Source organism: Bacteroides caecigallinarum (assembly GCF_021531075.1).
Lineage (GTDB): Bacteria > Bacteroidota > Bacteroidia > Bacteroidales > Bacteroidaceae > Phocaeicola > Phocaeicola caecigallinarum_B.
The window spans coordinates 19855-27417 of the sequence record NZ_JADYTJ010000045.1 but is presented as its reverse complement, the minus strand read 5'-3'; the positions used below and the strand labels follow the sequence as shown (position 1 = coordinate 27417).

The window sequence follows — 7563 nt, the reverse complement described above, 5'->3', positions numbered from 1 at the left end:
TCTTATATCAGTTAAAAGTATTGAAGCATATTTGGAATTTAAAATTCCTAATAAATAGAGCGGATCAACTTTTTTAGAGAGTTCCTCCATTTCACAACGTTTTAATTTAGAAAATTTTTTAATGCTTGAGGTAATACTTTTATTTGAAACATTTTTCAAATCATCCCATAACAATGCCATACGAACTTGTTGCTCACAATAAAGTTTACCATTTAAATCTATAGTAGCCTTCAACTGCCCAAGAGCATTTATAAGTATTTTTTTGTTTGTATATAATTCTTCAAAAGTAGGTCTTCTTAATTCGTTTGGACTACGTTTTGTACCCCACTCTAAAAATCTTATACGTTTAACATTATAACGTTCCAAGTCCTTTCCCTCAATATATTGCTTACAATGAATATCATCATACGTATTACTTATTAAATCTTCCTTTTTAAATTGACCTTTAGCTTTCTTCTCATCAGCATTAAGAACCATTCCCACACTTATATAACAAAAATCCCCCAAAACATGCATATCTGGATGTCTATTAGCGTTTCGATTCTCTAAAGTAAAATTCCAGACGTATGTATTATTATCTTGAACCAAATGATCTAAATGCTTAGAATAACTGTGAGAGATATTCTTATTTTTGTCAGCATGGGAAACCAAAAACTCTGTTACAGAATGAGATTTACGAATTATTGGAATACAATTTGTTACTGTAGCATTATCAAAAACTTTTACATTATATAAATCCACGACTTCCAAAAGATCATTTTCTTCAGTAATCATTTTACGCATTTCTCTTGCATAAAGCTGATTACTTAGAGGATAAGGAACAATCATCGTAAATATGCCGTTCTCTTTACAAAAGTATCTAATGCCAATCTCCATAAAAGCAATATACAAATCCCATTTCTGAAAGAGAGTTTTATATCGTTTGTCTTTAGACAACTTTTCTCTTTGAATTCTTAGTTCTTCTTTCTTTAACTGGTCTTTTGCATCAATATACGGAGGATTACCAATTACAATATCAAAACCGTCTTTCACTCCGAACATCAATTCGGAATCAAAGAAAGGTGAAAATGAATTCTGATCAAACCTATCCCACGTCTGTAATTGTTGTACCTCCTCATTGCCTATAATTCCATTTTCCTTCAATAGATTAGCTATTTCACTCTTAATTTCTTGTATTTTAGCTTGATGTTTTTCTTTTGCTTTATGCTTTAGATAAAAGATTTTATGATTAATTTCTTTCATTTCCTGCATTTTTTCTTTTACTTGCACAATGTCAAATAAAGGAAAATCATTTTTTTTGTTCAATCCTATAAGTGTATTGGCTGCAACAAACTTTGCCTCAAGATTTGGCAATGGACGAATTCCGAAATTATCCTCTGGTTTATTATTTGTTTTCTGATCTACTACAAGTGAAATGAAAAAACGAAGCTTACATATCTGAATAGCTATTGACTGTATATCAACTCCATAAAGACAATTCTCTATCAGATATAATTTTCTTTTATAATCAGGATTCTTTAGTTGGTCCTCAAAAGTTTCGTTTATTTCATTCAAACGTTGTTCTCTTTCTTCGAGTGTTTCCGCAAGAAATGCATTACGGCTCTCTTTAACAGCCTCATCCAACACCATTTGTTTCCATTGCTCATTCGAAGGATCCAACTGAGATAAAATATGAACCATCTGCTGGAGCATACCTACAGGAAAAGCGCCTGAACCACATGCAGGGTCAAGTACCTTACAATTATATATAGCACTCATAATGCTATATTTCTGTTTTTCTGTAAGATTTAAATCTTCATCAGTATATCTCAATAATTTACGATATTCTTCTTCAAGTTCTTCACCTACAACTTTGTTTAAATATGCAATAAGACTTTCATCCACCATATACTGAACGATTTCACGTGGAGTATAAAATGAGCCTGTTTGCTTACGCGCAGTTGTATGAGTTTCAGGATTATATGAAGCCAATAAGTTTTCAAAAACTTTTCCTAATAATTCCGGATCAAGTGAAACTTCCTTGTCAAAAGGAGTATTCTCTTCAATCGTAAAGTTATATCTACTGAAAATTTTTATTATTCCAGTTACGTGTTCATTATACTTTTTCTTATCATTATAGAATGTAGATAAATCGGCTACTATATCATCACTAAAAAACAAATAATCCGGCACAACAAGAGCTTTCTTTACCTCCGCTTTATCTGAAAATCCGTCCAAATAAAATCTCTTTGTTTTTTTATCCAGGCAATCGAATAAGCCTCCATTTAAAAACGGTACAGTTTGATTTGCCAAATCAATGAATAATTGAGGATTTTTAAACATTGATTCATAACGCATCAACTTATTGTTATTGAAATCTGTTTGAGAAGGATCTCCTTTATCTGTCAATTTCCTAAAATGCCTTTCACTAAGTTCTGTCTTTCCTTCTTTTGTAATCGGACTATTTAACATAGCAAAGAACAGATTCTGAAGTATAGCCTTGTAATACTTACTCTCCAGTGATTTTTGACCAAAAAGACCAAACTGCTCATTAGGCGAAAAATCTTTCAAAAGATTATCAGCTATATATTTTTCATCAAAGAATTCTTTAGGAACCAAATTCTTCTGTTTGAGAAACCAGACAAAAATTAAGCGTGTAATCAAACGGATAATACTCTCGGCATTATACTTATCATCATCTTCCGGATCATCTAAATCATTTGGAAAACTAACAACATCCAATGCACACCCAAACCAGTTCTGTAAATCTTTATAGAAATCTGTAGCAAGTTTTTCTACAGAGAAACGATTACGCAAATCGTCATAGTCAATCACTCTTTTTATTTTGTCATCTTCACTTTTTCTGCCAAGCAAATATTCATCAATTGTTCTAAGCCCTTCAATGCTTGTTCCAATTAAATATGAATACCTACGAGGATTACTGTAACAATAGGTTATACGTGAAGAATCATCTTTTGCTTCAAGTGTAATTTCTATCAAAGACAGACGATAGTTATCATTGTTATCTTGAGGTACAAATATTACCAAAGCACGATATTCAGCTTCATTAGCCAATATTCTGAAGGCCTCTTTGGAAAGTGATACACGCGCATCATTCTTAGAATTATGCTGTATTTCATATACTACCAATTCAAGTGATTTGCTATATCCAAGTTTTACCACTTGTTTAGAATATGTCATATCTACATTCACAGACTCTTCCATTAGAACATAATCCTCTGGTAGAAAATCTTTCTGCAAAAACTTTACAAAATCCTGTCGGTTATATGCTTTGTTAAATTCCATATTGTAATCTTTTATTGAAGTTCTTCACTTAAAATCAATATTTCATCACCATCACCCACCCTGTTCTGGGTATTGATTATACGTTCTATATAATCTATCGGGATTTTCTTTAGGAGTTTCTCTGCATCCTTTACTACAAGCTGATTGATGAATCTTATTTCATATCCGGACAAAGCGTTGGCTTTTACCACCTGCAGCAAATCTTCAAGATAGTCTTTCGGTAATGCCTGTCTGCTCATCAATACCTTTATTTTCACCTGCGCATTTATCTGGTCTTTCTCGTTTCTGTCCTTTACATCGCTGCTAAACAGTGATGATTTGACCCTCTGATAAACGTAATCGAAATCTTGGCTTAAAGCCACAGGTTCCTCATTTTTATCTGCCTCAAACAGTGAAATAGCTTCTTCTGCCGAAATCATAAGCGGCAGATTTTCTGTATCGCCTATCTTGAAAACAAAGTCATCGCCTTTCCTGCCAAACATCAGGACTCCTTTCTTCTGTTTTTCTACGTTCCTAGCAGTACGGGCACGATGTGGCATATCCATTGCGGCATCGTAATCTTTGGTTCCTTTCAAAGAGTTTATCAGTTTCCTGTAAGGTGTGTCCCATGAGGCTTCTTCACTTCGGGCAAACTCTTTGCGGTAGCGTTCCTTGAAGAATGCCTTCACTTCTTCTTCCTTTGTCAGGGCCTTGGTATCTTCACCCATTATGGCATGTATCATTGCCATTTTAAGGGTTGATATTTCCTTGGTTCTTGTCTCGGCTTCGCCCACATCTGTAGGGAAATAATTATAGATGTAGAGTTCATCAAAGACTCTCTTGTTTATACGGTTTATACGCCCTATTCGCTGTATGACGCGGGTTGGGTTATATGGTATGTCATAATTGAATATCGCTCCTGCACGATGGAGGTTGTAACCTTCGGATATGGCATCTGTGGCAACAAGAATATGATAGTCATTCTGCTGTAACGCCTGTTTAAGCCCGGCATCAAAATTTGCCCTGATAATGTCTTTATTGGCTGGAGTAGCATCTGCCGAAGTATATTTCATTACAGGCAATCCTGCTTTTGCAAGTGCCTCACCAAGATAGTTGACTGTATCGGCATACTCTGAAAATACTATCAGTTTTCTGTCCGGTTCTTTTTCCATCTTCTCACGTATGATGTTTACGAAAGAATCCAGTTTAGGGTCGAACTTGATAATATTTTCCTTTCCGAACCAATCCTCACGGAGATTCTGTAGCAGACGGATATCAGCCTCTACATCAGAAACGAACTCATCCTTAACATATTTCATGTCTATCTCGAAGAATCCTCTCGATTCGTATTTTTCAAAGAGTTCTTCTATTTCACCCATTCCGTCCTCGCTTGAATCATAAAAGGCTTCTACATCAGGAAGATTTCCTTTCTTGAATACCGGAATCTTGTTTCTCTTTTCAATCCATCGCAGGAGATGCTCGGATGACTTTATCATATAGTCGAGTGATGCACGGAATGCAGCCACAGAACTTTCAAAACGCGCCACAAGCAAGCGGCGCATGAATTTTGCGATATTAACCTGTCGTCCTAACAAAAGATTGAGTTTTACTCCTGTCTTTTCTTCAAGTTCATTGGCTAATTTATCCTGCAAATCTTCATGTATATACGATACAGGAGAATAACGTGCAGCCTTGAAATGATATGTGGCATTATCTGTTTCTTCCAAAGGACTTATTCGTTCAAGTGTAGAACGATATAGTCCTTCCAAACCGCTCAAATCGTATTCCAGTTCTTCCGGGTCATTTGGAAGTACAAGCTGTATATTCTGCTGTTTCAGGTCATCGGCATATTCCGGAATATCCTGTAAGTCAAGTCTGGAACGACGCACTACTAAAGGGCTGATAATGGAACGTATCTTTTTGGAGATATTGCTTACCTCGACTTTAACCTCGCTTTCAGATACTTTTCCGTCTCGCTGGTCTTCTCGCAAAGTCTTGTACTTAACTATAAGGTCCTTGAATGTCGCCCCTAAGTTTTCTACGGTTTTAAGAGTAGAGCTTGTGGGTATCTGGAACAGTTTTATCAGCGCATAAATATCGGCAGGCTGGTTATTGAACGGTGTGGCTGTCAATAGCAAAACCTTGTTACCTGAACACAAGTTATGCAACATGGCATAATCCTGAGTGTATTCATTGCGGAAACGGTGTGCCTCATCAATAATTATCAGGAACTGTTCGTCTGCCTTTACAAGTTCCTGATAATGTAACAAGGCATCTTCTATTTTTCCGGCACTGAATACCGTTGATGTGAATCCAAATTCATCCCTATACCCTTCCCATTGTTTGTAAAGGTGTGGTGGACAAATTACTATCGTCCTTAATCTCAGATTACGGGCTATGGTAGAAGCAATAACACTCTTTCCCAAACCAACCACATCTGCCACTATGGCACCATTATGATTGTTCAAAGCATTAAGAGCCATCTGGACGGCATCTGTCTGATACTTCAAGTTTGAGTATTTTCCTTCTGTTATGTCATGCGGTGCAAGGATATTTTTATTTGTGGGTATATTGAAGTATTCCTTCAACACTCTGACGTACATCAGATATGGGGAATATATCTTTTCATACCACGTGTGAGCCATAACCTTGTTGTTCCATTCATCAAGATTGTCTTTACTTGCAATAACTACAGAACTGTCCCAAAGTTCGTCAAACAGCCTTTTACCTTCCTCATAATCCTGTTTGTCATTGAAACGGGCATTGAGTTCCAGACGTCCTTTCAATCCCTGATAAGAAAGATTACTTGAACCTGTAATAAGAACTCCCGGCAGTTCTCCACTTTCGTTCATCATATCATTGTATGCGAACAAATACATCTTAGAATGGCAAGGGTCGAGTGTTTTGCGGATTTCCAATGTTCCATCAAGTATCTTTTTATAAAACATACCGAACTGTTCCAACTTCTCAGCAGAATCAAGGAAATCAGAATTATTGAACAGATTTATAAATTGTTTGTAATAATCCTCTTTTACGATATTGCGGGAAATAAAACCTTTTCTGACATTTTCCACCTCGCTTATACGCTTTGATACATGCAAGTCTATATCCAATCCAACCAATATCCTGATTTGCTTGTCCTTTAGATTTTCATTCAATTCAACATAACCGGAATAATAGAAATATCCAACTAATATATCTACCGCGTCAGTCTTCGGTAATATACCGTTTATAATATCTGATAAGAATTTATCACTGTTCGTTATAAAGTTACTGCTCATTTCCTTGTGGTTTTACACTTCACATAATCGCAAAGATAATAAAAATTCCTTAATAAAAACATGCAATAATTAAGTTATGGAGAGAACGGATAATTCATCTTTTACATAAATAAAAATCGAGTTGCCCGGTAATTCCAAACAACTCGTCCTTTAACTTTGAACTATCCGGATTTTCCGGATAGTTCAAAGTTGTTATTTTATCAAGTACTTCCACAGATACACCTGCAAGCACCCGACATTATAAACTTACGCCTAAATGTAAATATATATTATTATACACTTAAAAACAGTAAAATCATTCATTATTATCTCCAGCCAGAGAAAACCCTTTTCCGCCCCCCCAAAATAGCAAACTCAAAACTTGGATTTTTTTCATCGTAACAAAAATACGCCTCTTTATTATTTGTCATTTTTTGTTCTCATGCTATCAGACAAGCCGTTTAATATAGATTTATTTATACGAAAACACGGGCACCTGTGTAAGTGCTAATTTTCACTTACTATTGCTAATATAAATTACATGAGCCTGACTGGCTTTTTGAAAATTTCATGGCGTTACGAATAAAAAAACGCATAATTCACTTAAGATTTTACGGTCATTACGGTCACTACGGTCATATGATCCTATTTTTTTCGTCATATAGAACCATAACTCATTATATATAAACAGATTATACAAATAATACTTATTTCAAGTCATATAATCGGTGATATTCAGGATTAACTTATCACTTATAAAAAACATAGGCTTATTTTATAAATACACACTGTATTTACAATATAAAAAGTATGCTCAATTTTGGAATATTTTAACATTTATTAATTTCATAAACATACTGTTTTGAGATATAAAATTACCATTCTTCAAGTTGGCATAGGGTTAAAGAAATTTTCAATATCGGAACTTATTAGGAAATACGACATAAGCTAATTCGTAAAAAAATGGGTTCATATGACCGTAGTGACCGTAATGACCCCCAATTAAGCTATTTTTTATACTATAAGCACATTAATAACA

Annotated in this window: 2 protein-coding genes; both read right to left on the bottom strand. The window is 35.0% G+C overall.

Going from position 1 to position 7563, the window contains the following annotated elements; translation table 11 throughout:
* Nucleotides 1–3285, bottom strand: a 3285-nt coding sequence (locus tag I6E11_RS11545) for an Eco57I restriction-modification methylase domain-containing protein (protein WP_235338153.1), incomplete at its 3' end; no start/stop codon positions are given.
* Between the two features lie 11 nt (nucleotides 3286–3296).
* Nucleotides 3297–6545 (bottom strand): helicase-related protein, encoded by a 3249-nt coding sequence (locus I6E11_RS11540; protein ID WP_235338152.1) that lies wholly within the window; start codon nucleotides 6543–6545, stop codon nucleotides 3297–3299.
* Between the last annotated feature and the right edge of the window lie 1018 nt (nucleotides 6546–7563).